21 protein-coding genes and 1 tRNA gene are annotated in these 26,931 nt (G+C 67.0%); 15 read left to right on the top strand and 7 right to left on the bottom strand.

Annotated features, from left to right (window positions below; all coding sequences use genetic code 11):
- Window positions 1–16 precede the first annotated feature (16 nt).
- The 3 genes from O0J73_RS11650 to uvrA all read right to left on the bottom strand — a co-directional run bounded on the left by O0J73_RS11650 (window position 17) and on the right by uvrA (window position 4,250).
- Window positions 17–742 carry an enolase gene (locus O0J73_RS11650; protein WP_197564408.1) on the bottom strand — a complete coding sequence of 242 codons (726 nt, stop codon included), beginning with the start codon at window positions 740–742 and terminating at the stop codon, window positions 17–19.
- A gap of 98 nt (window positions 743–840) precedes the next feature.
- Window positions 841–1,248: a thioesterase family protein gene (locus O0J73_RS11645; RefSeq protein WP_006424673.1), complete on the bottom strand. Its 408-nt coding sequence runs from the start codon at window positions 1,246–1,248 to the stop codon at window positions 841–843.
- On the bottom strand, window positions 1,248–4,250 hold the full coding sequence (gene uvrA, locus O0J73_RS11640) for an excinuclease ABC subunit UvrA (protein WP_308308751.1): 3,003 nt from the start codon (window positions 4,248–4,250) through the stop codon (window positions 1,248–1,250). The genes O0J73_RS11645 and uvrA overlap by 1 nt, the downstream gene beginning before the upstream one ends.
- A 318-nt stretch (window positions 4,251–4,568) precedes the next feature.
- Between uvrA and rplU the strand changes: the two genes are divergently transcribed.
- From rplU to cgtA, 3 genes are all read left to right on the top strand, one after another.
- Window positions 4,569–4,877 carry a 50S ribosomal protein L21 gene (rplU, locus tag O0J73_RS11635; protein WP_006424709.1) on the top strand — a complete coding sequence of 103 codons (309 nt, stop codon included), beginning with the start codon at window positions 4,569–4,571 and terminating at the stop codon, window positions 4,875–4,877.
- An 18-nt stretch (window positions 4,878–4,895) separates the two neighbouring features.
- Window positions 4,896–5,159 (top strand): 50S ribosomal protein L27, encoded by a 264-nt coding sequence (gene rpmA, locus O0J73_RS11630; RefSeq protein ID WP_005415704.1) that lies wholly within the window; start codon window positions 4,896–4,898, stop codon window positions 5,157–5,159.
- Between the two features lie 203 nt (window positions 5,160–5,362).
- A complete protein-coding gene (gene cgtA / locus O0J73_RS11625) occupies window positions 5,363–6,415 on the top strand; it encodes an Obg family GTPase CgtA (protein ID WP_006424789.1) in 1,053 nt (350 codons plus the stop codon).
- A 171-nt stretch (window positions 6,416–6,586) separates the two neighbouring features.
- Here cgtA and rpsT read toward each other — a convergent pair whose 3' ends face one another.
- Window positions 6,587–6,856, bottom strand: a complete 270-nt coding sequence (rpsT, locus tag O0J73_RS11620) for a 30S ribosomal protein S20 (protein ID WP_005408560.1) — start codon at window positions 6,854–6,856, stop codon at window positions 6,587–6,589.
- 117 nt (window positions 6,857–6,973) lie between these two features.
- Between rpsT and murJ the strand changes: the two genes are divergently transcribed.
- The 7 genes from murJ (at window position 6,974) to O0J73_RS11585 (ending at window position 16,708) form a co-directional block, all read left to right on the top strand.
- Window positions 6,974–8,578 (top strand): murein biosynthesis integral membrane protein MurJ, encoded by a 1,605-nt coding sequence (gene murJ / locus O0J73_RS11615; RefSeq protein WP_040008511.1) that lies wholly within the window; start codon window positions 6,974–6,976, stop codon window positions 8,576–8,578.
- A 75-nt stretch (window positions 8,579–8,653) separates the two neighbouring features.
- Window positions 8,654–9,601, top strand: a complete 948-nt coding sequence (locus O0J73_RS11610; protein WP_053449120.1) for a bifunctional riboflavin kinase/FAD synthetase — start codon at window positions 8,654–8,656, stop codon at window positions 9,599–9,601.
- The gene (gene ileS / locus O0J73_RS11605) at window positions 9,598–12,429 is read left to right on the top strand and encodes an isoleucine--tRNA ligase (RefSeq protein ID WP_197564405.1); all 2,832 of its coding nucleotides are present in this window, start codon (window positions 9,598–9,600) and stop codon (window positions 12,427–12,429) included. The genes O0J73_RS11610 and ileS overlap by 4 nt, the downstream gene beginning before the upstream one ends.
- Window positions 12,429–12,953: a signal peptidase II gene (lspA, locus tag O0J73_RS11600; protein WP_008266713.1), complete on the top strand. Its 525-nt coding sequence runs from the start codon at window positions 12,429–12,431 to the stop codon at window positions 12,951–12,953. The genes ileS and lspA overlap by 1 nt, the downstream gene beginning before the upstream one ends.
- Window positions 12,954–12,980: 27 nt before the next feature.
- Entirely contained in the window at window positions 12,981–13,931 is a 951-nt protein-coding gene (gene ispH / locus O0J73_RS11595) for a 4-hydroxy-3-methylbut-2-enyl diphosphate reductase (RefSeq protein ID WP_308308750.1), read from the top strand.
- Between the two features lie 207 nt (window positions 13,932–14,138).
- A complete protein-coding gene (locus O0J73_RS11590) occupies window positions 14,139–16,022 on the top strand; it encodes a peptidase M61 (RefSeq protein WP_308308749.1) in 1,884 nt (627 codons plus the stop codon).
- On the top strand, window positions 16,019–16,708 hold the full coding sequence (locus O0J73_RS11585) for a lysoplasmalogenase (protein WP_308308748.1): 690 nt from the start codon (window positions 16,019–16,021) through the stop codon (window positions 16,706–16,708). Before O0J73_RS11590 ends, O0J73_RS11585 begins: the two co-directional genes overlap by 4 nt.
- Before the next feature lie 63 nt (window positions 16,709–16,771).
- Here the strand turns inward: O0J73_RS11585 and O0J73_RS11580 are convergent, their stop codons facing one another.
- From O0J73_RS11580 to O0J73_RS11570, 3 genes are read right to left on the bottom strand one after another with little or no spacing between them, the layout of a single operon-like run.
- Window positions 16,772–19,558, bottom strand: a complete 2,787-nt coding sequence (locus tag O0J73_RS11580; protein ID WP_308308747.1) for a TonB-dependent receptor — start codon at window positions 19,556–19,558, stop codon at window positions 16,772–16,774.
- A gap of 14 nt (window positions 19,559–19,572) precedes the next feature.
- Window positions 19,573–20,541 carry a FecR domain-containing protein gene (locus O0J73_RS11575; protein WP_308308746.1) on the bottom strand — a complete coding sequence of 323 codons (969 nt, stop codon included), beginning with the start codon at window positions 20,539–20,541 and terminating at the stop codon, window positions 19,573–19,575.
- The gene (locus O0J73_RS11570; RefSeq protein WP_080357329.1) at window positions 20,538–21,065 is read right to left on the bottom strand and encodes an RNA polymerase sigma factor; all 528 of its coding nucleotides are present in this window, start codon (window positions 21,063–21,065) and stop codon (window positions 20,538–20,540) included. Before O0J73_RS11570 ends, O0J73_RS11575 begins: the two co-directional genes overlap by 4 nt.
- Window positions 21,066–21,300: 235 nt before the next feature.
- On the opposite strand from O0J73_RS11570, the gene O0J73_RS11565 reads away from it, so the two are divergent.
- The 5 genes from O0J73_RS11565 to O0J73_RS11545 form a co-directional block, all read left to right on the top strand.
- Window positions 21,301–24,174, top strand: coding sequence for an autotransporter outer membrane beta-barrel domain-containing protein (locus O0J73_RS11565; RefSeq protein ID WP_308308745.1), 2,874 nt, complete (start codon window positions 21,301–21,303; stop codon window positions 24,172–24,174).
- 98 nt (window positions 24,175–24,272) lie between these two features.
- Complete coding sequence (locus O0J73_RS11560; RefSeq protein WP_006424903.1) at window positions 24,273–25,277, top strand: 2-hydroxyacid dehydrogenase; 1,005 nt, start codon at window positions 24,273–24,275, stop codon at window positions 25,275–25,277.
- A 50-nt stretch (window positions 25,278–25,327) separates the two neighbouring features.
- Window positions 25,328–25,403 (top strand) — tRNA-Thr (locus O0J73_RS11555).
- A gap of 166 nt (window positions 25,404–25,569) precedes the next feature.
- Window positions 25,570–25,992 (top strand): hypothetical protein, encoded by a 423-nt coding sequence (locus tag O0J73_RS11550; RefSeq protein ID WP_308308744.1) that lies wholly within the window; start codon window positions 25,570–25,572, stop codon window positions 25,990–25,992.
- Window positions 25,993–26,038: 46 nt separating this feature from the next.
- Window positions 26,039–26,931 (top strand): hypothetical protein (locus tag O0J73_RS11545; RefSeq protein ID WP_308308743.1); only part of this gene is annotated, 893 nt, incomplete at its 3' end.

The following is a 26,931-nucleotide window of genomic DNA, read 5'->3' as shown; positions in this document are numbered from 1 at the left end:
CGCACTACCACGGGGGTTACGACCAGTCGTACGAGAACAACACCGTGCGGCTTACCGGTTCGTACAGCATCACGATCGCATCGGCGCCGGTGGCGCACCAGTTGTAACCGGCCACGTCGGCCACAGCGAAGAATTTGTTGCCGTCGCGGGTGATGATCACCGTTTCGGCATCGTCCGCAGCGTTGGGGTCATCGGCGGCTTCAGTGAAGGCCAGCGCGAAGGCCGCAGGAATCTCCGCGGTCTCGGTCCAGTTGCCGAACCCGATCGGGCCGCCCAGCGTATCCAGATAATCGCGTTCGCTGGCCTCGCCCTTGCCGAAGCGCGAGTAGCAGGCCAACCGGCCATGCGTGGCGTGGTAGTCGCGCGCCTTGGCGTAGCTCTCGCGCATCTGCGCGATATGTTCCCGCGCGTACTTGTCGTCCACTGCATCACCGATGAAATAGCCCTCGTTGCCGAGGAAGCGCATCTCGTTGCCGGCGGTCAGTTCGAAGGCGATCCAGTTGGTGCCGGTGAACGCGTTGTGGTGTTCTTCGGTGGCCTCGCCGATACAGCCGTCATATGGCTCGATCGGGCACAGCATGGTTGCCACTTGGCCCGCCAGTTCCGGGCGCAGCAGGCCCAGGTCGATCTTCAGCAGCGGCAACAGGTGCTGGCCGAGCCAGGCCTGGTCGGCGGGGAAGACATCGGTGGGGAAGGGGACCATGCCGGGCAGCAGGTCGCGCAGTTCGGTGTGGTGGATCATGTCAGTCCTTTGAACAGTGTCGGTCGTGCCGGCCGCTGGCCGGCATCCTCATTGCCGCCGAAACGTTCCGACCAAGGTCGGCACCTACCAGAAGCGAATCAGGTCGACGCGCTGCGGATCGCCTCCGGCAGCGGCGCGCTCTTGCCGGTCTGGGTATCCATCCACACCACCACCACGTTGCCGTCCGAATACAGCTTCGACTCATCCTGCTGGTCGACGATGCGGTGGCCGATGGTCACGCTGCTGTTGCCCAGGCGCTCGACGAACAGTTCGACCAGGATGTCGTTGGGCCACACGATCGGCAGCCGGTAGTTGACGTTGGTCGCGGCCACCACCGGTGCGATGCGGTCGGTCATCGACACGCCGTCCACGCCCAGCATCCAGCGCACGCGCGCTTCTTCCAGGTAGGAGATGTACTTGGCGTTGTTGACGTGGCCCATGCTGTCCATGTCACGCCAGCGCACGCTGATCGGGATGCGGGCCAGGATCTTGTGTTCGCTGCTCATCAGGCGTCCTTCTTCTTCTTGTTGGCGGCAGCGGTCTTGCTGGCCTTGCCGGTGCTTGATGCCGCCACCGCCTTCTTCGCCACCTTGGCGGGCTTTTCAGGCTTCACCTTGCGCGGCGGGCGGGCGTCGGGCTTGTTGGCCACGGCGGCCGGGCGTTCCGGTCGCGCGCTGGTGGACGGCAGCATCCGCGCCAGGAACTGGCCGGTGTACGACTGCGGGCAGGCCGCCACGTCTTCCGGCGTGCCGGTGACCAGGATGGTGCCACCGCGATGGCCACCTTCCGGACCCAGGTCGACGATCCAGTCGGCGGTCTTGATCACGTCCAGGTTGTGTTCGATCACCACCACCGTGTTGCCTTCGTCGCGCAGCTTGTGCAGCACGCCGAGCAGCGCTTCGATGTCGTGGAAGTGCAGGCCGGTGGTCGGCTCGTCCAGGATGTACAGGGTGCGCCCGGTATCGCGGCGCGACAGTTCCTTGGACAGCTTCACGCGCTGCGCTTCACCACCGGACAGCGTGGTCGCGCTCTGGCCCAGCTTGATGTAGCTCAGGCCCACGTCCACCAGCGTTTCCAGCTTGCGGGCGATCGACGGCACCGGCTCGAACAGCTTCAGCGCATCCTCGACGGTCATTTCCAGCACGTCGTTGATGTTGAAGCCCTTGTACAGGATCTCCAGCGTCTCGCGGTTGTAGCGCTTGCCGTGGCAGACGTCGCAGGGCACGTACACGTCCGGCAGGAAGTGCATCTCGACCTTGATCAGGCCGTCGCCCTGGCACGCTTCGCAGCGGCCACCGCGCACGTTGAAGCTGAAACGGCCCGGCGAGTAGCCGCGCGCGCGCGCCTCGGGCACCTGCGCGAACAGCTCGCGCAGCGGGGTGAACAGGCCGGTGTAGGTGGCCGGGTTCGAACGCGGGGTGCGGCCGATCGGCGACTGGTCGATGTCCACCACCTTGTCGAACAGATCCAGGCCATCGATCTCCTTGTAGGGAGCGATCGGATGCGAGGAGCCGTTGATCTCGTTGGCGGCCAGCGAGAACAGGGTGTCGTTGATCAGGGTTGACTTGCCCGAGCCGGACACACCGGTCACGCAGGTCAGCAGGCCCGACGGAATCGCCAGGTCCACGCCCTTCAGGTTGTTGCCGCTGGCCCCGCGCAGGTGCAGGGTCATCTTCGGGTTCGGCTTGTGCCGGCGCGCGGGAATCTCGATCGCGCGCTTGCCCGACAGGTACTGGCCGGTCAGCGAGCGCGGTGCCTCCAGGATGTCCTGCAGGGTGCCCTGGCCGACGATCTCGCCGCCGTGCACGCCCGCGCCCGGGCCGATGTCCAGCACGTAGTCGGCCAGGCGGATCGCGTCCTCGTCATGCTCGACCACAATCACCGTGTTGCCGAGGTCGCGCAGGCGGGTGAGGGTGCCCAGCAGGCGCTCGTTGTCGCGCTGGTGCAGGCCGATCGACGGCTCGTCGAGCACGTACATCACGCCGACCAGGCCGGCGCCGATCTGGCTGGCCAGGCGGATGCGCTGCGCTTCGCCACCGGACAGGGTGTCGGCCTTGCGCTCCAGGGTCAGGTAATCCAGGCCCACATCGACCAGGAAGCCGAGGCGCTCACCGATTTCCTTGACGATCTTGGAGGCGATCTCGCCGCGCCAGCCCGGCAGGCTCAGTTCACTGAAGAATTTCAGCGCTTCGTCGATCGGCAGCACCACCAGGTCCGGCAGCGGGCGATCGGCCACGAACACGTTGCGTGCCGACTTGTTCAGGCGCGCGCCATGGCATTCCGGGCACGGCTGTTCGCTGATGTACTTGGACAGCTCTTCGCGCACCGCCGGCGATTCGGTTTCCTTGTAGCGGCGCTCGAGGTTGGGAATGATGCCCTCGAAGCGGTGCTTGCGCTGGGTGCGGCCGCCGGCTTCGGTGAAGTAGGTGAAGGTGATCGCTTCATCGCCGCTGCCGTACAGCACGGCCTGCTGCACGTTCTCAGGCAGCGAGTTCCACGCCGCATCGACGTCGAACTTGTAGTGCTTGGCCAGCGAGGCGATCAGCTGGAAATAATAGGCGTTGCGGCGATCCCAGCCGCGCACCGCACCGGCGGCCAGCGACAGCTCCGGATGCACCACCACGCGCGACGGATCGAAGAATTCGGCGATGCCCAGGCCATCGCAGCCGGGGCAGGCGCCCATCGGTGCGTTGAACGAGAACAGGCGCGGCTCCAGCTCCGGCAGCGAGTAATCGCACACCGGGCAGGAATACTTGGAGGAGAACAGCGTCGGCGCGGCGTCGGCCGTGTCCAGGCTCTGCACCGAGGCCATGCCGTCGCCCAGCTTCAGCGCAGTCTCGAAGCTCTCGGCCAGGCGCTGCTTGATGTCCTCGCGCGGGCGGAAGCGGTCGATCACCGCCTCGATGGTGTGCTTCTGGCGCAGTGCCAGCGGCGGCACCGCGTCGATTTCATGCAGCTCGCCGTCCACGCGCACGCGCACGAAGCCCTGCGCGCGCAGCTGGTCGAACACCTGCGCGTGCTCGCCCTTGCGGTCGCGGATGACCGGCGCCAGCAGCATGTAGCGCTGTTCCGGGTCCAGGGTCAGCACCTGGTCGACCATCTGGCTGACCGTCTGTGCTTCCAGCGGGTAGCCGTGGTCCGGGCAGCGCGGGGTGCCGACGCGGGCGTACAGCAGGCGCAGGTAGTCGTAGATCTCGGTGATCGTGCCGACGGTCGAACGCGGGTTGTGCGAGGTCGACTTCTGCTCGATCGAGATGGCCGGGGACAGGCCTTCGATGTGGTCCAGGTCCGGCTTTTCCATCACGCTCAGGAACTGGCGCGCATAGGCCGACAGCGACTCGACGTAGCGGCGCTGGCCTTCTGCGTAGATGGTGTCGAACGCCAGCGAGGACTTGCCCGAGCCGGACAGGCCGGTGATCACGATCAGCTTGTCGCGGGGCAGGTCGAGGTCGAGGTTCTTCAGGTTGTGCGTCCGCGCGCCGCGGATGCGGATGAAATCCATCGCCATGGGGGATCCGGTTGTGGGGGCGTTGGCTGGGTGCCGGGCCAGCAGGGAACGGCAATCGGTCAGCCTACCGAGGTGACCAGATGGGGGCAATGGGCGACAATGCCAGCCCGGTGTCTCACCCTGTGAGACAAGGCTTTATGAAGGGGTCAGATCCCTTTTCACGCTGTGAAAAGGCATCTGGCCCCGTTCCGACCGGGTCTCCCGGGTCGTTCAGGGGTTGACTTGACCCTGTCGCATTGATCTGCGTACAATTCCGCTCCTGTCCGCCCTCGACGGCGGCAGTCCATAGACCACAATAACTACAGAGGAAGTCTGGTCATGTACGCAGTACTGGTCACCGGCGGTAAGCAATACCGCGTGGCGCAGGGCGAAAAGCTCCGCGTCGAAAAGCTCGAAGTCGAAGTCGGCAGCGAGATCAAGTTTGACAACATCCTGATGCTGGGCGACAGCGATGGCGTGAAGCTGGGCGATGCGCTGAAGGGCGCTGCCGTCACCGCCAAGGTCCTGTCCCAGGGTCGTGCTGACAAGGTCCGGATCATCAAGTTCCGTCGCCGCAAGCACCACATGAAGCGTCAGGGTCACCGTCAGTACTACACCGAAATCGAGATCACCGGCATCGCCGGCTAAGCATCAGGAGAAGCAGTCATGGCACATAAAAAGGGCGTAGGCTCCTCGCGCAACGGTCGCGACTCCAACCCGAAGTACCTGGGCGTCAAGATCTTCGGCGGCCAGGCCATCGAAGCCGGCAACATCATCGTGCGTCAGCGCGGCACCCAGTTCCACCCGGGTTCCGGCGTGGGCCTGGGCCGTGACCACACCCTGTTCGCCCTCGTGGACGGCAAGGTGGAGTTCTCGGTCAAGGGCGCCAAGAAGCGTCGCACCGTCAGCATCGTCTCGGCCGACGCCTGATCCAGGCATCGCCGGCACCCGTGCCTCGGCATGGCCGTGCTGGATGAAGAGCACGCTGCATGAAGAGCCCCGCTTCGGCGGGGCTTTTCGTTAGAGTTACCGGGTAAAAGGAAGACCGGCCGCGCCGGGCTGCGGGCCACGCGCGCCCGCATTACATTCAAGGCGACGGCGCAGATGCCGCGCCCATCGCAGGCATCGAAACAATGAAACTGGTAGACGAAGCAGAAATCGAAGTGTTCGCCGGCAACGGCGGCAACGGCTGCATTGGCTTCCGTCGCGAGAAGTTCATTCCGCTCGGCGGCCCGGACGGCGGCGACGGCGGTGCGGGCGGCAGCGTGTACATCCGCGCCGACGAAAACCTGAACACCCTGGTCGACTTCCGCCATGACCGCATCTTCAAGGCGCAGCGCGGCGAGAACGGCATGGGCCGCCAGGCCTATGGCAAGGGCGGCGAAGACCTGACCATCACCGTGCCGGTCGGCACCGTGGTCATCAACGTTGCCACCGATGAAGTCATCGGCGACCTGACCCAGCACAACGACCGCCTGCTGGTGGCCAAGGGCGGCCGCGGCGGCCTGGGCAACATGCATTTCAAGAGCTCGACCAACCGTTCGCCGCGCCAGGCGCTGCCGGGCGAGCCGGGCGAAGAGCGCACGCTGAAGCTGGAGCTGAAGCTGCTGGCCGACGTCGGCCTGCTGGGCTTCCCCAACGCCGGCAAGAGCACCCTGATCCGCGCCGTCTCGGCGGCAACGCCGAAGGTGGCCGATTACCCGTTCACCACGCTGTACCCGAACCTGGGCGTGGTGAAGGTGGAGAACTACCGCAGCTTCGTGATCGCCGACATTCCGGGCCTGATCGAAGGCGCGGCCGACGGTGCCGGCCTCGGTGCGCAGTTCCTGCGCCACCTGCAGCGCACCCGCCTGCTGCTGCACCTGGTGGACATCTCGCCGATGGAAGGTGGCGTGGAAGGCATCTCGCCGGTGGAGCAGGTGCGTGCGATCGAGCGCGAGCTGGAAAAGCACGACCCGGAGCTGCTGAACAAGCCGCGCTGGCTGGTGCTGAACAAGGCCGACCTGATGTTCGAAGACGAAGCGAAAGCGGCGGCCGAACAGATCGTCGCCGAGCTGGGCTGGAAGGAGCCGTGGTTCCTGGTGTCGGCGCTGGGTCGCGAAGGTACCTTCCCGATCATGAGCCGGATCATGGCGTTCTTCGATCGCCAGAAGGAAGACGAGCTGGAAGCCCGCAACGCGCAGTAATGCTGTTGTGGTTCCATGCGAAAAACCCGGCTTCGGCCGGGTTTTTCATTTTCCGGTAGTGCCGGCCGTGCGGCCCCCGTGGATCGCCCGGATTGCAGGCAACAAAAAACCCGGCCGAGGCCGGGCTTTTGTCTGCTGCCCGGCCCCGAAGGGCAGGGCGGCAACGCCGGATCAGGCGGCCTTGAGGGCCTTGATGCGGTCGTTCAGGCGGCTCTTGTGGCGAGCAGCCTTGTTCTTGTGGATCAGGCCACGCGCGCTGAAGCGATCCAGGATCGGCTGGGCAACGGCGAAGGCGGCTTCGGCGCCGGCGGCATCGTTGGCGTCCAGCGCCTTGATCACTTTCTTGACAGCGGTGCGCAGCATCGAGCGCTGAGCCACGTTGCGCGCGTTGCGCACGACGGTCTGCTTGGCGCGCTTCTTGGCGGACTTGATATTGGCCACGGTGGTGGTTTCCTGAAAAAATCGGTGTTATGGGAACAGCAAGCTAGCTAGTATGATGGCGTAAGAAATGCACGTCAAGTCGATTGTCAAGAGGGACGCTGAGTGAGTTCACCCAAGTTGTTGCGGGGCCTGCTGTCGTTCAGCAGCATGACCATGGTCTCGCGCGTCCTTGGACTTGTCCGGGACTTCGTGGTGACCACCACGTTCGGCACCAACGCCATCACTGATGCTTTCTGGGTCGCCTTCAGGGTACCCAATTTCCTGCGCCGGTTGTTCGCCGAGGGGTCTTTCGCCACCGCTTTCGTGCCGGTGTTCACGGAAGTGAAGGAAACCCGCAGCCACGCCGAGCTGCGTGAACTGATGGCCCGCACCGCCGGCACCCTGGGTGGGGTGCTGATGCTGGTCACCGCGCTGGCGCTGATCTTCGCGCCACAGCTGGCTTCGGTCTTCTCAAGCGGCGTTGATACAGACCCGGTCAAGCAGGGCCTGCTGGTGGACCTGTTCCGCCTGACCTTCCCGTTCCTGCTGTTCGTCTCGCTCACCGCACTGGCCGGCGGCGCGCTGAACAGTTTCCAGCGCTTCGCGATGCCGGCGCTGACCCCGGTCATCCTCAACCTGTGCATGATCGCCGGCGCGCTGTGGCTGGCGCCGCGGCTGGGCGGCACCCCGGAAAAACAGATCCTGGCGCTGGGCTGGGCGGTGCTGGCCGCCGGCATCCTGCAGCTGCTGTTCCAGTTGCCCTCGCTGAAGGGCATCAACCTGCTGACCCTGCCGCGCTGGGGCTGGAGCCATCCGGGCGTGCGCAAGGTGATGACGCTGATGGTGCCGACCCTGTTCGGTTCCTCGGTGGCGCAGATCAACCTGCTGCTGGACACGGTCATCGCGGCCAAGCTGACCGACGGCTCGCAGTCCTGGCTGTCACTGGCCGATCGCTTCCTGGAGCTGCCGCTGGGCGTGTTCGGCGTGGCGCTGGGTACGGTGATCCTGCCGGCGCTGGCCCGCCACCACGTCAGCACCGACCGTGAAGGCTTCTCGCGCTCGCTGGACTGGGGCCTGCGCATGACCCTGCTGATCTCGGTGCCGGCCATGCTCGGCCTGCTGCTGCTGGCGGAACCCCTGATCGCGACCATCTTCCAGCACGGCCAGTTCAGTGCCTTCGATACCCGCATGACCGCGTTGTCGGTGTACGGCCTGAGCTTCGGCCTGCCGGCGTTCGCCCTGCTGAAGGTGGTGCTGCCGGCGTTCTACGCGCGGCAGGACACCAAGACCCCGGTGCGCGCCGGTATCGCCGCGCTGGTGGCCAACATGGTGTTCAACTTCGCGCTGCTGGCCGTGCTGTACCAGGTGATGGTGCCGGACGAACTGAAGGCACAGGGCGTGATGGCGGCCATCGGCAAGCAGCCGGGCCTGCACCTGGCGCTGGGCATTGCCAGCGCGCTGTCCAGTTACCTGAACCTGGGCCTGCTCTGGTACTGGCTGGGCAAGACCGATGTCTACCAGCGCCGCCCGGGCTGGGGCGGCTATCTGCTGCGCCTGCTGCTGGCCTGCCTGGCCATGGTCGGCGTGCTGCTGGCGCTGCTTTACTGGCTGCCGGGCTTCTCGGCGATGAGCGTGTGGGAGCGGATCGGTGCCCTGGCGCTGCTGGTCGGTGGCGGTGGCGCGACCTATGCGGTGGCGATGGTGGCCATGGGCTTCCGCCCGCGCGACCTGCGCGGGCATTGATCGCGGCCCGTGGCGGCTATACTTCAGGGTTACACCATTGAAGCGGCGGCCCCGGTCGGGCCGGAACGAGAGTTGATGAGCAGGCTGTTCAGAAGCGTCGAGGGCGGGGAGCTGTTCCCCAACGGAAGCGTGGTCTGTATCGGTGCATTCGACGGCCTCCACCTGGGGCATCGTGCGCTGGTCCGCCACGCGGTCGCCCGCGCGCGCGCCTTGGGCGTGGCCGCGGTGGCCGTGGCGTTCGAGCCGCTGCCGCGTGAATTCTTCGCCCAGGGCACGCCGCCGCCGCGGCTGACCCTGGCGCGCAGCAAGGTCGAGATCCTGCGCGAGCTCGGCGTCGATGCGATCGGCCTGCTGCGTTTCGACGCGGCGATGGCCGCCATGCCGGCCGAGGACTTCGTGCGGCGGCTGCTGGTGCACCGGCTGGGCGCCCGCGAAGTGTGGATCGGCCCGGAGTTCTGCTTCGGCAACCGCCGCCGTGGCGACCTGGCCCTGCTGCAGAAGATGGGCGCCGAACTGGGCTTCAGCGCCGGCGAGATCGAAGCGGTGGACCTGCATGGCGAGCGCATTTCCAGCACCCGCATCCGCCAGCTGCTGCAGGACGGTGACTTCGCCCGCGCCGGCGACCTGCTCGGCCGTCCGTACGCGATCAGCGGGCGGGTGGTGCGCGGGCGCCAGCTCGGCCGCACGCTGGGTTTCCCGACCGCCAACCTGCGCTTCCCGAAGACCCCGGCGCTGTCGGGCATCTACGCAACCTGGGTGCACGGCGTGTTCGACCAGCCGTGGCCCTCGGTGTCCAGCTTCGGCACGCGGCCGACGGTGGACGGCGTGGAGCCGCTGCTGGAAGCCCACCTGTTCGATTTCCAGGGCGACCTGTACGGCCGCCACATCGACGTGGAGTTCGTCGCCAAGCTGCGCGACGAAGAGAAATTCAATGATCTGGCGGCGCTGACCGACCAGATGCACCGCGACGCCGAACAGGCGCGCGCCATCCTTTCCGAACATAGATTGCGAGCCACTGCGTGAGCCAGGACTACAAGACCACCCTGAACCTGCCAGCCACCGAATTCCCGATGCGCGGCGACCTGCCCAAGCGCGAGCCGGGCATTCTGGCGCAGTGGGAAGCGCAGGGGCTCTACCAGCAGCTGCGCGACAACGCCGCCGGCCGCCCGCTGTTCGTGCTGCACGACGGCCCGCCGTACGCCAACGGCCGCATCCACCTCGGCCACGCGGTCAACAAGATCCTGAAGGACATCATCGTCAAGTCGCGCTACCTGGCCGGCTTCGATGCACCCTACGTGCCGGGCTGGGACTGCCATGGCCTGCCGATCGAGATCGCGGTCGAGAAGAAGTGGGGCAAGGTCGGCACCAAGCTCGACGCCGTTGAATTCCGGCAGAAGTGCCGCGAGTTCGCCGAAGAGCAGATCAACATCCAGCGCGTGGACTTCAAGCGCCTGGGCGTGACCGGTGACTGGGACAACCCGTACAAGACCCTGAGCTTCGACTTCGAAGCCAACGAGATCCGCGCGCTGGCCAAGGTCGTGGCCAATGGCCACCTGGTGCGCGGCGCCAAGCCGGTGTACTGGTGCTTCGACTGTGGTTCGGCGCTGGCCGAAGCCGAGATCGAATACCAGGAAAAGGAATCGCCGGCGATCGACGTGGCCTACGCCGCACGTGATGCGCAGGCCATCGGCCAGGCGTTCGGCGTGAGCGTGCCGGCCGACGTCGAAGTGGCCGTGCCGATCTGGACCACCACGCCGTGGACGCTGCCGGCCTCGCTGGCTGTTTCGCTGGGCGCGGAGATCAACTACGTGCTGGCCGAAGGCCCGGCCCACAACGGCAAGCGCCGTTGGCTGGTGCTGGCCGCCGCGCTGGCCGAGCGCGCGCTGCAGCGCTACGGCGTGGATGAAGTGGTGCTGCACGGTGAAACCACCGGCGCGGCGCTGGAAAACCAGCTGCTGGCGCATCCGTTCTACCCGGAGCGCGAAATCCTGGTGCTCAACGGTGACCACGTCTCCGACGAGGACGGTACCGGTGCGGTGCACACTGCACCCGGCCACGGCCAGGAAGACTTCGTGGTCAGCCAGAAGTACGGCCTGCTGGACAAGTACAACGCCGGCCAGGTCACCCCGATCGACGGCCGTGGCGTGTACCTGGAATCGACCCCGCCGGCCGGTGACGTGGTCCTGGCCGGCCAGCACCTGTGGAAGGCGCAGGAGGCCATCGTCGGCGTGCTGCGCGACAACGGTTCGCTGCTGGCCTTCCACCCGATCCGCCACAGCTATCCGCACTGCTGGCGCCACAAGACGCCGGTGGTGTTCCGCGCCACCCCTCAGTGGTTCATCTCGATGGACAAGGCCAACCTGCGCACCGATGCGCTGGCCGCCATCGACACCGTGGGCTGGTTCCCGGCCTGGGGCAAGGCGCGCATCCAGAGCATGGTCGACGGTCGCCCGGACTGGACCATCTCGCGCCAGCGCACCTGGGGCGTGCCGATCGCACTGTTCACCCACCGCCAGACCGGCGAGATCCATCCGCGTTCGGTCGAGCTGATGCAGCAGGTCGCCGACCGCGTCGAGGCCGAGGGCATCGACGTGTGGTACTCGCTGGATGCGGCCGAACTGCTGGGCGCCGAAGCAGCCGACTACGAGAAGGTCACCGACATCCTCGACGTCTGGTTCGATTCGGGCGTGACCCATGAAGGCGTGCTCGCCGCGCGTGGCTTCGGCAAGCCGGCCGACCTGTACCTGGAAGGTTCCGACCAGCACCGCGGCTGGTTCCAGTCCTCGCTGCTGACCGGCGTGGCGATCGACAAGCGCGCCCCGTACAAGCAGTGCCTCACCCACGGTTTCACCGTGGATGAGCACGGCCGCAAGATGTCCAAGTCGCTGGGCAACGGCATCGAGCCGCAGGACATCATGAACAAGCTGGGCGCGGACATCCTGCGCCTGTGGATCGCCTCGGCCGACTACAGCAACGAGATGTCGCTGTCGCAGGAAATCCTCAAGCGCAACGCCGATGCCTACCGCCGCCTGCGCAACACCGCGCGCTTCCTGCTCGGCAACCTGGACGGCTTCGATCCGGCCCAGCACCTGCGCCCGCTCGACCAGATGGTCGCGCTGGACCGCTGGATCGTGCATCGCGCGTGGGAGCTGCAGGAGAAGATCAAGGCGGCCTACGACGGCTACAACATGGCCGAGATCGTGCAGCTGCTGCTGAACTTCTGCAGCGTGGACCTGGGTTCGCTGTACCTGGACGTGACCAAGGACCGCCTGTACACGATGCCGACCGACTCGCACGGTCGCCGTTCGGCGCAGAGCGCGATGTACCACATCGCCGAAGCATTCACCCGCTGGGTGGCGCCGATCCTGACCTTCACCGCCGACGAGCTGTGGGGCTACCTGCCGGGCGAGCGTGCCGGGCACGTGCTGTTCACCACCTGGTACGACGGCCTGGCGCCGCTGCCGGCCGATGCGCAGCTCAACGCCGCCGACTTCGAGCAGCTGCTGGCCGTGCGCGAGCAGGTGGCCAAGGTGCTGGAACCGATGCGTGCCAACGGTGCCATCGGCGCCGCGCTGGAAGCGGAGATCACCATCGCCGCCAGCGAAGAACAGGCCGCGAAGTGGCAGCCGCTGGCCGATGAACTGCGCTTCCTGTTCATCAGCGGCGACGTGCAGGTGCGCCCGGCAACCACCGACGAAGTGTTCGTCAGCGCCCAGCCGACCACCAAGGCCAAGTGCGTGCGCTGCTGGCACCACCGCGCCGATGTCGGCAGCAACGCCGACCATCCCGAACTGTGCGGCCGCTGCGTGAGCAACATCACCGGCGCCGGCGAACTGCGGAGCTGGTTCTGATGAGCACTGCACGCCCGCATCCCAACGCCCTGGTCTGGCTGCTGCTGTCGGCGGCCATCATCGGCCTGGACCAGTGGTCCAAGGCCTGGGTGCTGTCGAGCCTGCCGGAGTTCCAGCCGGTGGTGGTCATCGATGGTTTCTGGAACTGGTACCGCACCTACAACACCGGCGCGGCGTTCAGTTTCCTGAGCGACGCCGGTGGCTGGCAGAAGTACTTCTTCACTGCGCTGGCGATCGCCATCAGCGGCCTGATGGCCTGGTGGCTGCGCGGTACCGCCCGCGGCAACTGGAAGGCCGCGGTGCCGTATGCGCTGATCATCGGCGGTGCCATCGGCAACGTCATCGACCGCCAGGTGCACGGTCATGTGGTCGATTTCATCCAGTGGTACGTGGGCAGCTACACCTGGCCCTCGTTCAACATCGCCGATTCGGCCATCGTGGTGGGTGCCATCGGCATCGCCCTGTTTGGCCTGTTCGACGGCAAGTCCGCCAAAAAGGCGGATAATGCCAATCCGAAACCGTAAGCCGGCCGCTGCCGGGAGATTGAACTGATGGATGTGCTGCTCGCCAACCCGCGTGGTTTCTGTGCCGGTGTCGATCGTGCGATCGAGATCGTCAAGCGCGCGATCGAAACGCTGGGCGCGCCCATCTACGTCCGCCATGAAGTGGTGCACAACCGCTTCGTGGTCGACGACCTGAAGCAGCGCGGCGCGATCTTCGTCGAGGAACTGGACGAAGTGCCGGACAACAACACGGTGATCTTCAGCGCCCATGGCGTTTCGCAGGCGGTGCGCCAGGAAGCCGAGCGCCGTGGCCTGAAGGTGTTCGACGCCACCTGTCCGCTGGTGACCAAGGTCCACTTCGAAGTCGCCCGCCACTGCCGTGCCGGCCGTGACGTGGTGCTGATCGGCCACGCCGGCCACCCGGAAGTGGAAGGCACCATGGGCCAGTGGAACCGCGAAGCCGGCACCGGCCAGATCTATCTGGTCGAGGATGTGGAACAGGTGGCCACGCTGGTGATCAACCAGCCGGAGAACTTCGCCTACACCACCCAGACCACGCTGTCGGTGGATGACACGCGCGGCATCATCGATGCGCTGCGCGAGCGCTTCCCGGCGATGCAGGGCCCGAAAAACGATGACATCTGCTACGCCACGCAGAACCGCCAGGACGCCGTGCGCGACTTGGCCAAGCGCTGCGACCTGGTGCTGGTGGTCGGTTCGCCGAACAGTTCCAATTCCAACCGCCTCAGTGAGCTGGCCCGCCGTGAAGGCGTCGAGTCGTACCTGATCGACGGCGCGCACGAGATCGACCCGGCGTGGGTGGCGGGCAAGCAGCACATCGGTGTCACCGCAGGCGCCTCGGCGCCGCAGGTGCTGGTCGATGGCGTGCTGGCGCGCCTGGCCGAGCTGGGCGCCAGCGGCGTGGGCGAGCTGGATGGCGAGCCGGAATCGATGGTGTTCGCGCTGCCGAAGGAACTGCGCCTGCGCCTGGTCGACTGACCGGGCCTGATTCTGGTGGGTGCGAACCTTGGTTCGCACTGCTTCTGGATGCATTCCATCCAGGCATGGCACGGATCTGCTGCTCACGGCCTTGTTGCCGGGTTTGCCGCTTCTGGCGGCGTTCGCGCGGGCCATGACCTTTGGCCATGGGGCCACGCATCCCACAGGCCTAGCATCGGGGAACTCTCCGCTGTTGGACGCTGCCCGATGAAAACCCGAGCCTTGGCCATGTCGTTGCTGTTCGCGCTGGCCGCCACGCCTGCGCTGGCACAGACCGCGCCGCCGGCCAATGCGACGGCTCCCGGCCTGCTGCGCATCGACGTGGACGCACGCGATCTGGCCCGGCGCATCTTCAAGGTCACCGCCACCGTGCCGGCCAAACCCGGCCCGATGACCCTGCTGTATCCGCAGTGGATTCCCGGCAACCATTCGCCCACCGGCCCGATCGACAAGCTGGCCGGGCTGCGCGTCACCGCCAACGGCAAGCCGCTGGCCTGGCAGCGCGATCAGTTCAATGTCTATGCGTTCAAGGTGGACGTGCCCGAAGGCGTGACCGAGATCGTTGCCCACTTCGATTTCCTGTCTTCGCAGGGCGGCAGCCAGGGCCGGGTGGTGATGACCCCGGAAATGCTCAACCTGCAGTGGAACGCCAATTCGCTGTATCCGGCCGGGGTCGATGCCCGCCAGCTGCAGGCGCAGGCCAGCGTGACCCTGCCCAAGGGCTGGTCGTTCGCCACCGCGCTGGAAACCGCGCGCCGCGACGGTGACACCGTTGTGTTCAAGCCGATTTCCTATGACCACCTGGTCGATTCGCCGTTGTTCGCCGGCGAGCACTACCAGCGCATCGACCTCGATCCGGGCGCGAAGGTGCCGGTGCACCTCAACGTGTTCGCCGACGACGCCAAGTCGCTGAAGCCGACGGACGCACAGATCAAGCTCCACCGCGCGCTGGTGCAGCAGGCCGACAAGCTCTATGGCGCGCGCCACTACAACCACTATGAGTTCCTGCTGGCGCTGACTGACCGCCTCGGTGGCATCGGCCTGGAGCATCATCGCTCCAGCGAGAACAGCGCCGAGCCGGGCTACTTCACCGAGTGGGACAAGAGCGCGTGGATGCGCGACCTGCTGCCGCACGAGTACACCCACTCGTGGAACGGCAAGTACCGCCGCGGTGCCGACCTGGCCACCGCCACTTTCAACGTTCCCATGGGCGACAGCCTGCTGTGGGTGTACGAGGGCCAGACCCAGTTCTGGGGCCAGGTGCTGGCCGCGCGTTCCGGGCTGTGGTCGGTCGAGCAGGCGCGCGACATGCTGGCCAATGTGGCCGCCACCTATGACCGTGGCCGCCCGGGCCTGGCCTGGCGGCCCTTGCAGGACACCACCAACGACCCGACCATCGCCCAGCGCCGCACGTTGCCGTACCGCAACTACCAGATGAGCGAGGACTACTATTCCGGCGGCCAGATGCTGTGGCTGGAAGTGGAGGGCAAGCTGCGCGAACTGAGCGGCAACCGCCGCAGCCTGGACGACTTCGCGCGCGCCTTCTTCGGTGTTGGCAATGGCGACTGGGACGTCAATCCTTACACCTTCGATGACGTGGTCGCGACCTTGAACGGCATCGCACCGTACGACTGGGCGACGTTCCTGCGCGGCCGCCTGGACGGGCATGGTCCGCTGACCGGTGGCCTGGCGCTGGCCGGCTGGAAGCTGGTCTACCGCGACACCCCGAACGCCGCCTACAAGGCGCAGGAAAAGCGCGCCAAGGGCGCATTGCTCGCTTATTCGCTCGGGGCGACCGTGCTCGACAGCGGCACGGTGGGTGACGTGATCTGGGACAGCCCGGCGTTCAACGCAGGGTTGGCGCCCGGCATGAAGGTGATCGCGGTCGGCGGCCGCGAGTACAGCAGCCAGCGGCTGAAGGACGCCGTGGCCGATGCGGCCAGGGACAAGTCGCCGATCGTGCTGCTGGTCAAGCAGTTCGACCGCATCGATACAATGAACATCGACTACCACGGTGGCCTGCAGTACCCGGTGCTGGAGCGCATCGCCGGCACGCCTGATCGCCTGGCCGAGCTGTGGAAGGCGCGATGAAAGCGTCCGCCCGTGACGGCATGATCCTGCTGGTGGCGATCCTGGCCATCATCGGCGCGTTCCTGCACGGTGACGGGCGCTGGCTGCACTGGCTGGCGAAGCCGGCCACGACGCTGCTGATCGCCGGCATCGCCTGGCAGGTACACCCCCCCGCGCAACCGTTCTACCGGCGCGCGGTGCTGGCCGGCATGCTGCTGTCGTGCGTGGGCGACATCGCGTTGATGCTGCCGATGGATGCGTTCGTGCCTGGCCTGGTGGCGTTCCTGCTGGCACACCTGTGCTACATCGCCGCGTTCCGCGATGGCCTGCGCGGTGGGCGCGGTCTGGTGGCTGCCAGCGTGCTGCTGGGAGCGTTTGCCGCACTCAATGTGCTGGGCCTGTGGCCGCACCTGCCGGCGCCGATGCGCATCCCGGTGCTGGCGTACGTGGTGGTGCTGGCCTCGATGGCGGTGCTGGCCCTCGCACGGCAGTGGCGCCGCCCGCAGCCCGATGCCGTGGAAGCAAGCAGTGCACGCTGGGCCGCCGCAGGTGCGCTGCTGTTCGTCGCCAGCGATTCCTTGCTGGCCTGGGACCGCTTCGCCGGTGGCCTGCCGTTGGCCAGCCTGCTGGTGCTGTCCACTTACTACGCCGCGCAATACGCCATCGCCCGCTCGGTGAAACAGCAAAAAGGGGACGGAGGGGATTAAGTCGTATTCGGCATCGTGGCAGAAACGACTTAATTCCCTCCGTCCCCTTTTTCGGTGCTGCGCTCAGCGGAACTGCAGGGTCAGCAGGTAGTAGCGGCCGAGGGGGTCGTCCAGCCCGGGCATCTGCCCGCCATTGCCGACCAGGTAGTTCACCGGTTGCGTGTCGAGCACGTTGTGCACGTCCAGCGCGGCAACGATGCGCGGGCCGAGCCGGCGTGCAAGATGCAGGTTCCAGCGCAGCTGGCGGGGGTTCATGCAGTGGTTCTGTTCAACCTGATCCTGCGGGCACTCGGCACCGGGCAGCCAGGCGCGGGTGCGACCCACCTGGTTGCCGCGCAGGGCGATGTCCCAGTGGCTGTTCTGCCACTGTACGTTCAGCACCGCCGCCGTCTCCGGCGTCACATGGCCGCGCAGGTCGATCGCGGGTTCGTGGTCGACCTGGCGGCGCAGCTCCTGCTGTTTCAGTGCATCCAGCGAGAACAGCCATTGGCCGTTGCTGCCGGTGTCGATGCGGTACTCGCCGCGCAGCACCCAGTTGCGCGAGGTGGTGCGGCCGATGTTGTCGAAGGACAGGCGCAGGCTGCGCAGCCTGCCTTGCTCATCCAGCTGCCAGGTATCGCGGTTCCAGACCGCATCGTTGGGCTGCAGCGCGAGGATCTCGTTGCGCAGCTCGACGATGTTGTGGGTCAGCGACAGCGAGAACGCATCGTTCGGAGACCAGGTCGCGGCCAGTGAATGGCTGCGCGAGCTTTCCGCCTTCAGCATGGTGTTTTCTTCCACGTCTGCGGTCACCCTGCAGCGGCCATCCGCTGCGCTCTGCGCACACGGCGGCAGCGCATCCGAAGCGGGCAGGGTGAGGGTGCCGAACTGGCCGGGCGGGCGCCGTTGCTCGAACAGGCTGGGGGCACGGTAGCCACGCCCGCTGGCCAGCAGGAATGACCATTGCGGCGACGGCGTCCAGCGCAGGCCGGCCCGTGGCGAGAGCGCGGTGTAGTCACCGTCACGGTCCCAGCGCGCAGCCAGGTCCATGCGAAGCGCAGGTGCCAGCGGCAGGCCGAGTTCGGCGTAGGCGCCACCACTCTGCCGCGACAACCGGCGCCGCTGCTGTGGCAGCCCCAGCGCCAGGTCACCCTGGCTCAGCAGCGCATCGGGGTGCGAGGTCCAGCGCTCATGGCGCAGGTCGATGCCGGTGGCCAGCTGCGCATTGCCCCCCGGCAATGGCATGAGTTCGCGCTGCATGCCCCACCAGCCCTGCCATTGTTCGGTAAGGCCACGGTTGCGGATCATCGGGAACCAGGACGCCGTTTCGTCGCTGGGCAGCATGTCGAATCCGGGCAGGAACCGAAGCGACTGCGCGGCCTCGACCAACGGGGTGGCACGCACGGTGCCCGGCGTGGACAGGCTGACATCGCTGCGCTGTGCGCTGAGCCCGGCATCCCAGCTGCGCCGGCCCTGGTCGCGGCCGATGCCGAAGGTGACGTCGGCGTCGGTGGCGCGCACGTGTGGACGCACGTTGCCGGCTTCGCGCAGCACGGTGTTGAAGGTGATTCCGTACAGGGCGAGGGAAACCGCGGTGGGGCCGAGGTCGAAGCGCTGGCGGTTGTGGCTGGCGCGGGCTTCGGCATAGGTGTAGCGCCCTTCGCCACGTTCATGCCGATAGCGCAGGTAGGCCGACGCGGTATCCGAAGCGGGCTGCAGCGAGCGTGGGCGCGCACTGTCGAACCAGCAGGCGCCATTGCGCCGCTTCAATGGTCCTTCGCAGCGCCGTGCAGGCCAGTAGCGGCCAGCGCCGAACGCACCGATCAGATATTGCGAGGTCTCTGCATGCCAGTCGCGGCGGTCGCCGGCCAGGTGGTCGACACGGTGCAGGTCGACGCCGGCGAACCAGCGATCGCCGTTGCCGCGCAGGCCGCCGGTGGCTGCCTGCAGGCGATACTGCGCGGCGTCGCCCCGGCTGCTCAGGCCGGTCTGCAGCATGGCTTCGGGCCCATCGGCCTGGTCACGCAGGATGATGTTGACCACGCCGGACATGGCGTCAGCGCCGTAGATCGCCGAGGCACCGCCACGCACCAGCTCGATGCGTTCGACGAAGCTGAGCGGAATGCCGCCCAGGTCGGTGAGCCCTCCCTGCTCCAGCGACACCATCGGGTAGCGCGGCAGGCGCCGGCCATTGACCAGGAACAGGGTGGCGCGCGGCCCCATGCCGTCGAGGCTGGTAGTGGCCGCGGCACCGACCGGCAGGTACTGCGAGTCACCGCTGCGCGCGCTGGTCATCGCCGGCAGGCCATTCATGCCGGGCAGGTGCCGCAGCAGGTCGAAAAGGCTGCCGTAGCCACTGCGCAGGATGTCGTCCCGATCAATCGTGGTGACCGGCAGCGTGGTCTGCACCGAGGTGCGTGGCAGGCGGCTGCCGGTGACGTGGATCGGTGCCAGTTCCACCTGCGGCGGCGGCCGGGGGGCATCGTGGCGGGGAGCTACCACGGCCTTTGGCGTGGGTGTTGTGGCGATGGGGGCCGCACCGACGCGGCGCACCACGAAGCCACCCGAAGGCGTGCGCAGGATCGTCACCGGCATGCCGGCAACCAGCTGCTTCAGGGCGGTGGCGGGATCTGTCCGGGTGTTCGTGCCGTCGCTGTGCAGTCCTGCCAGCTCACGGGCGTCGAACAGCAGCGCGATGCCGCTCTGCCGGGCCCACTGCTGCAACGCCGACGGCAATGGGCCGGCATCGATGCGGTAGGCATGCGTGGCCGCCGATTCGCTGGCCGTGGCGGCGGGCAGTGCAGTGGCCAGCAGCGCCAGGCACAGCAGGGGGCGGAGCAGCCCCCACTGCAGCGCACCCGGTCCTGCCATCACTGCAGGCCTCCTCAGTAGGTGCGGCGCAGTTCCAGCGCGCCATCCGGGCGCGTCTGGCCAGCGACGGACCAGCCCAGTTCCAGCGCGGACAGCAATTCCTGTGCGTCGCCTGCGCGGAACGTGCCACTGACTGCCAGATTGCTGATCTCCGGATCGGCAATCACCAGCGGTGTGCGGCCATAGCGGTTCATCCGTTCGACCACGATCGACAGCGGCGTGGCGTCGAATACCAGCTGTCCCTGCAGCCAGCCCTCGGCGGCCGCCGTGGACGACAGTGCCGGGCCCGGCTGGATGCGCCCGGAAGGCAGTACCTGCAGCTGCTGGCCCGGTGCCAGGGTGTGCTGGGCGGCACCGTTGCTCACTTCCACCGCGCCTTCCAGCAGCGCGACTTCCACCAGGCCATCGCGCAGGCGTTCGACCTGGAAGGTCGTGCCGATATCGCGGATCGTGCTGGTGCCGGCGCGCAGCTGCAGCGCCTTGTTCGACGGCGCGACCTGCAGCTGCAGGCGCCCACGTTCAAGGTCCAGCTCGCGATGGCGCCAGCCGAAACGGGCGTGCAGCGTGGTGCCCGCGTCGAGCGTGGCCACGCTGCCGTCGGCCAGGGTCAGCTGCTGCGTTTCATGGCTGTCATTGGCATAGCGCTGCGGCGTGGGGTTGCCGTCCACGGCCAGCATCCAGCCCACGCCGATGGCCAGGCAGATGCCGGCGGCGGCCGCGAACGCCGGCAACCAGCGGCGGCGGGGTGGTCGCGTCGCACGGGCCGCAGCGGTGCGCAGCCAAGGGTCTGCCGCCAGCCCCTGGCCCTGCTGGAACAGGTTCTCGGCCTGCACCCATGCTTTCACATGGGCCGGGTTTTCGGCCAGCCAGTCCTCGAACGTTTCGCGTTCGGCCGGCGTGCAGTCCGGCGCTTCCAGCCGCGCCACCCAGGCGCTGGCGCGTTCAAACAGCGAGGCGTCTTCCGTGTGCCGCTGACGGTTCATTCCACATCCCTGTCGTTGTGCAGCGGATCCGGTCCCAACTCCTGGCGCAGGCCCTGCAGGGCACGGGCGATATGTTTTTCCACGGTCTTGGCAGTAATTCCACAGTGCCGCGCGATCTGCGTATAGCTCATGCCGGTGATCCGGTTGAGCAGGTACACCTCGCGCGCGCGCTCGGGCAGTTTGAAAAGGGCCTGCCGCAGCAGGGACAGCATCTGCCCGGACTCGGCCTGGCGCAATGGATCGGGCGACTGGCTGGTGGGCAGGTCGCTGCCATCATGCTCGGCCAACGGCAGGTGTGGTCGCGACTGCGCAGAGCGGCCGCGGTCCGCCAGGCGGTTGCGGGCGATACGATACAGCAGCAGGCGCAGCTCGTCGGCGCCGTGTGCGCGATAGCGGATCAGCCGCTCCATGCAGTCCTGCGCGATGTCCTCTGCATCCTCCGGCCCGACGCCCCGCGTGCGCAGGAACGCACACAACGGTGCACGTTCTTCGCGTACGAACGCGATGAAGGCATCCGCTGGCACCGGCGGCTCCGGCGCGTGGTGGATCAGGGGGGACGGAGCGGACAGGGCTGGCCTCGGCAGACATTGGCGGATGCGTCATCGAGTTTTACGCGACGATGACCGGATGGGGAAGAGTGTGCGGCACCCCATCCTCATTGTGAATGCATTCATCATTACGCGGCGGGTCGGCTGGGGGAGTTCGCGCCGCTCTGACGTTTGACCCCTTACCCGCGTGTTGCGGGTGGAGAGAGAACGTATGAAGCATTCGAAGTTGAGCCTGGCCCTGGCCGGGCTGATCGGCGTCGGCGCCCTCGCGGCGGCTGATGACGTCATGGCAATGAGTTATCACGTGCAGGGCGACCGCATCTTCCTCAGTGGCGGGGTGACCTACGCCGACGTGGTGTCGTTGCCGGCGTTGCTGGCCAAGGCGCAGGCCGAGGGCCGGCCGATCCGCGAAGTGGTGCTGCGCACCTCCAATGGCGGCGCGCTGATCGCCGGCGAGTGGCTGCAGGGCGTGATCCGCACCGCCGGCCTGAACACCATCGTGTCCGGCCACTGCATCTCGTCATGCTCGATCATGCAGTCCGGTGGCGTTGAGCGCTATCTGGCCGGCGACCTGCCGATCGTCGATTCGGTGCAGATCCACGCGGCCAGCAGCGGCGGCAAGGTGATCTATACGCCGTCGCCGCGCATGACCCAGATCTACACCGGCAACTACGGCGGCGGCATGGATGCGGGCCTGCTGCACAAGGCCATGTACGAGGTCGTGCAGCCCAATGGCCTGCTGGTGTTCCGCGACCCGGCGCGCACCACCGGCGCCTCGGTCACCTTCGACCCGGATGGCACTGGCAGCAAGCTCGAATCGTTCCCGGGCCAGGACATCCATAGCAACAACATCATCACCGCGAACGGCTATCGCGATCCTGGCGACACGTTGAACGTGAGCGCGAACGTGAGCGGCGACATCAACCCCGGCTACCTGCGCACCGGGCGGCAGCTGCAGACCTTCGTCGACGACGATTTCGCGCGCTGGAACACCGACTGGCAGTCCAGCTACATCAACCTGGCGCAGAGCATCTACAACGCTTCAAGCCGTGGCCCGCAGGGCATCGGCCCGGATTCGGTGCAGGACTACCTCAACGATCCGGGCATCCAGGCGCTGCTGTTGTCCAAGCTGCGCCTGGCCGACCTGGACGTATCCACGCTCGACAACGCCATGGGCGTGATCCGCGTGAGCAACGGTGCCACCTGGCGCACCGCCGCCACCACCGGCGCCGACTTCATGCTGGTCGACAACGGCACCATCGCACTGGAAGGCGGCGCGCTGCGTGCGTCGGAAGTGCGCGTGCTGGGCGCGGGCATGCTGGTCGGCCATGGCGACGTAGCCGGCACCGCGATGGATCTTGATGCACTGGGCAGCGGCTCCGGCCCCTCCTGGCGCGAGGACGGCTTCAACCGCCTGCGCGTGTTTGGCATGCTGATGCCGCGCGGCGGCGACCTGGTCACCCACGGCTACGTCAACATCATGCCGGGCGGCAAACTGTTGTTCGACGTCACCGAGAACGGCGGCGCCGCCACGGGCCGACTGCGCGTGGGCACGTTCTTCGATGACGAACCGACCGACGGTGCGCTGGTGATCTCCAAGGGCGCCTTCCTCGAATTGAATGTGGCGCAGGGCTACTACGGCCAGGACTTCCGCCGTGACCTGGTGCAGGGCCCGATCTACCAGGGCGGCTTCGAAGACGTGGTGCGCCTGGGCGACACCGGCTACAGCGCCAGCATCACCGCGGGCGACGTGTTCCGCCCGCGCCACAACTCGCTGCTGAGTTTCAACGTGAAGCAGACCGCCGATGGCCTGTGGCTGACGGCCAACCCCGGCTTCGATCAGCTGGGCCTGTTCACCAACGCCACCTCCGGCGACGGGCTGGGCCGCGCGCTGGCGACCGCTTCCGCCCGCCAGGACGGTAACCTGAAATCGCTGCTGGGCGCGCTGCAGTTCGCCGACCGTGATGTGATCGCGCAGCAGGCCGGTGCCCTGCGCGGTGATGCGCATGCCAGCCTGCGGCTGGCCGACAACGCGCTGGTCGGCAGCATCGGCAACGTGGTGCAGCAGCACCAGGCCGCGATGCGCAGCGGTGGTGATGCCGATGGCCTGGCCTCGCAGGCCGCGCAGTCGGTGTCGTCGCAGCCGGGCATGCGCCACGGCAGCCTGTTCAACCAGCTGGCGATGCATCTGGTCGAGCCGGCGGCCGGCGGTACTGCCAGCGGCAGCGAGGCCGGGCGCAGCCGTGGCCTGTGGGCGCGCGGTTTCGCCAGCCATGGCCGCATCGATGCGGAGGGCGGCGTGGCCGGGCTAAGCCACAACATCGGTGGCATCGTGGTGGGGGCCGATACCCGCTTAGCTGATGACCGCGTCACCCTCGGCGTCAGCGTGGCGGCAGCCGACATGTCGACCAAGGGCCGCGACGGCTCCGACTTCAGCGGTGACGTGCGCGCGCTGGATGTGGGCGGCTACCTGGATGCGACCTACTCGCGCGGCTACCTGTCGGCGGCGGTGCGCTATACCGACCTGCGCCACGACACCCGCCGCAGCGTCAGTGGCATCGATGGCCTGCAGCAGCCGCTGCGCGCCAAGTACAACAACGATGCGATCTCCGCGCGGGTCGAGCACGCGTTCTCGTTCACTACCGGCACGGGGCTGGTGATCCAGCCGTTGCTGCCGGTGGTGGATTACGCGCGCACCTCGGCCACGCGCTTCAATGAAGGGCAGGGCGCGGGTGCACTGGTTGGCCGCAGCGGCAGCCTGGAAAGCATCCGCGTCGGCGCCGGCCTGCAGCTGTTCAAGACCTTCGAAGGCAACAACGGCGAGCGCATCACCCCGCGCGCCCGAGTGGTCTGGCAGAAGGAACTGGGCGATTCGCTGGCCCGCTACAGCACCGGCTTCGCCGCCGCCCCGGACCTGGTGTTCGGCGCCAGCAGCCAGGCGGTCGGTGAGCAGGTGCTGGCCTGGAACCTGGGCGTGACCAGCCGCGCCAGCGAACGCCTGTCGATCATGGCCGACTACGTGGGCGAGCGCCGCGACGGGCAGATCCAGAACGGCGTGATGCTGGGCCTGGGCTACCGGTTCTAAGCGGCACGGGGCACCGGCGATGCCTGCATCGCCGGTGCCATCCCCACAGGCGCGTGGCTGCGGTATGGTCGGCAGGGCATTCCACCCCAGGTCCTTCCATGCAGATCGCCGTCTTCAGCGCCCGCCCTTACGACCGCCGCTTCCTTGACGAAGCCAACCAGCGCGATGCGGACGGGCAGGGCTACGCGTTCGTCTACTTCGATGCCGCGCTGGACGTGCATACCGCCGCGTTGGCACAGGATTGCGCTGCGGTCTGCGTGTTCGTCAATGACCGGCTTGATGCGCCGGTACTGCACGCGCTGCATGCACTGGGCGTACGCGCGGTGCTCCTGCGCTGCGCTGGCTTCAACAATGTCGATCTGGCTGCGGCGAAGGCACTGGGCCTGTTCGTCGCGCGCGTACCGGCCTATTCGCCCGAAGCCGTGGCCGAGCATGCGCTGGCGCTGGTGATGACCCTCAACCGGCAGACCCACCGCGCTTACAACCGGGTGCGCGAAGGCAACTTCATGCTCGATGGCCTGCTTGGCCGCACCCTGCATGGCCGCACCGTCGGCATCGTCGGCACCGGCAAGATCGGGCTGGCCACCGCGCGCATCTTCAAGGGCATGGGTTGCACCGTGCTGGGGCATGACCCATATCCGTCGCCGGCTTTTGCCGGGGTGGGCGACATGGTGGCGTTGGATGAACTGCTGGCGCGTGCCGACATCGTCTCACTGCACTGTCCGCTGACACCCGACACCCAGCACCTGATCAACGACGCCTCGCTGGCGCGGATGAAGCCCGGCGCGATGCTGGTCAACACCTCACGCGGCGCGCTGGTCGATACGCATGCGGTGATCCGTGCGCTGAAGTCGCGCCGGCTGGGCCATCTGGCCATCGACGTCTACGAGCAGGAGAGTGCGCTGTTCTTCCAGGACCTGTCCGGCGAGATCATCGACGACGAAGCCTTCCAGCGTCTGATGACCTTCCCCAACGTGCTAGTGACCGGGCACCAGGGCTTCTTCACCGTGGAGGCGCTGCAGGAGATCTCGGCGATCACGCTGGGCAACCTGGCCGACTTCGCCGCCGGGCGGCCCTGTGCCAACCGGGTAGAGGCGGGCTGAGCCGGATGGATTGACCGCCGGGGCGCCCAACCCGTAAAATCGCGGGCTCCGCCGGAATAGCTCAGTTGGTAGAGCGGCGCATTCGTAATGCGTAGGTCGCAGGTTCGACTCCTGTTTCCGGCACCAGGATCAAGACGCAAAATTGCAATAAAGCAAGGGGGTTGGCCGGATTTCCGTCCAGCCCTTTCTTTTTGCTCTCCCGGTCCGTCCCGGGAAAAACAGGGATTTCCAGGGGTCTTTTTTCCCGCCTTTTTCCCCAGCCCATGACCGGAATGCTGCCATCCTCCGTGCAATGTTCCCCGACAAGCCACTCTTGTCGGTCGAGGACGTGGCGCGGGTGCTCAACAGAAGTGGGGCAGGCGGCTATGAGCAAACACGCGAGCAACTGGCAGCCGGCGTTATCGTTCCCGGCTTGCGCAAACTAGGCGGCAGTTGGCTGGTTCCCGTGACCGCACTGGCTGAAGCCTTGGACGGGCTCACAGACACCGACGCTGCAGGACAGGCCGCGTCAAAGGCCCATCCAGCTCGGCACACGGTCACCCGGGCTAATCCCATCGTGCCGCGCAAGGGTGGGCGGGTTCCTGACCGGGCCAAGCACATGGCACTGGGGGACATGACGTCCCTGGCCTCTGCCTTGGCCACCTTCGATGCAGCGGAGTTTTGGGGCGAGATGTTGGCCGTGCTGGGCAGCCTCAGCTGCGCCCTTGGGTGCTAGCCAGACCGCCGTGGTGGTGCGCGACAACTACGGCCGGGAAACCGCTGTGTCCACCCAACGCCTTTACGTCGCCCCCACGCTGCTGCGCCCGGGGCTCTCCACGTGGGAAATCGCTGCCGGACAGGTGCGCGAGGACGAGAACCTCTACGGCACGGTTGGCGTCAGCGCGTCGTGGGCCCGGGGTCTGAACGATCGCTGGACCTTTCGGGCCGGTGCGCAAGCCGACGAGCGGGGCAATCGCCACGTCACATTCGGCTCCACCTGGGTGCCGGGCACGTGGGGCGTGTTGGACGGGGAGGCGGGCCGCAGCAGCAACGGCGGCGCGCGTTGGGCAGCCCGCTACGACTACCGAGGGCCTACGTTTGGTGTGCGCTTGGAACACGAAGAGAACAACGGGTTTTGGCGGCTGCAGAGCGAGACCGCCCTGCCCATCGCCTCGCGCACCCAAGCCTCCGTTTTCTACCGCCCGGATCGTCGTTTCACCCTGCGCGCCACTTACAGCGCCATCGACACCGGCCAATCCAGCTTGGCTTTTGCCTCCTTGGGCGTGTCGTCCAATCTGGGGGCAGCCGGCCAAGTGTCCGCCAACCTGGTCAAAGACCTCATGGGGGGTGACCTCCAGGCAGCGGTCGGCTACACCTATCGCTTCAACGGCCAGACCAGTGTGGGCGTGCGGGCACGACAAGCCCCGGGGCAGGACGCCATGACGACCCGGGTCAACTACCGGACCGATGGCGGTCTTCGTCTTGCTGCAGAACACACCGAAGGCGAGCATGGCACCAGCACCCGTGCCACGGCGGACGCCATGACCCGATACGGCGACTCGCGGGTGGTGCTGGATCGCTACGACGGGCAAACCACCGGTGACCTGCCCCCCGTTTTCCGGGCCAACCTGATCTTAGTAGAGTCCGTCTCACAAGAGGACGGACATGAAGAAGC

It is taken from the genome of Stenotrophomonas sp. Sm6012 (assembly GCF_030985895.1).
Classification (GTDB): Bacteria; Pseudomonadota; Gammaproteobacteria; order Xanthomonadales; family Xanthomonadaceae; genus Stenotrophomonas; species Stenotrophomonas forensis.
This window is presented reverse-complemented; position numbering and strand designations above follow the sequence as displayed.